This is a genomic window from Faecalibacterium sp. AM43-5AT, from assembly GCF_003603345.1.
In the GTDB taxonomy this organism is placed as follows: Bacteria; Bacillota; Clostridia; order Oscillospirales; family Ruminococcaceae; genus Faecalibacterium; species Faecalibacterium taiwanense.
This window is the reverse complement of record NZ_QVGZ01000041.1, coordinates 235-550: the sequence shown is the minus strand read 5'-3', so window position 1 is coordinate 550 and position 316 is coordinate 235. Positions and strand designations below refer to the sequence as shown.

The window sequence follows — 316 nt, the reverse complement described above, 5'->3', positions numbered from 1 at the left end:
TGATTTTGGAGAACATCGAGTATGACACCCTCACCCAGAATCCCCGGATAGACCGGGAACAGCTGGACGAGATCGTGGACATCCTGCTGGAAACGGTCTGCACCAGCCGCAAGTCCATCCGGGTGGCCGGGGACGATTACCCGGCAGAGTTGGTCAAGGCGAAATTCTTGAAGCTGGACAGCCATCACATCGAGTTCGTCATGGACTGCCTGCGGGATAACACCACCAAAGTCCGCAACATCAAGCAGTACCTGCGGGCCATGCTGTTCAACGCCCCCAGCACCATCAACAGCTACTATGCGTCCCTTGTGGCGCA

The 316-nt window shown here is 57.0% G+C and carries 1 protein-coding gene; it reads left to right on the top strand.

Annotation, left to right across the window (positions count from 1 at the left end):
* On the top strand, nt 1-316 hold a 316-nt coding region (locus DW937_RS14630; RefSeq protein WP_243111513.1), incomplete at both ends, for a DUF6017 domain-containing protein.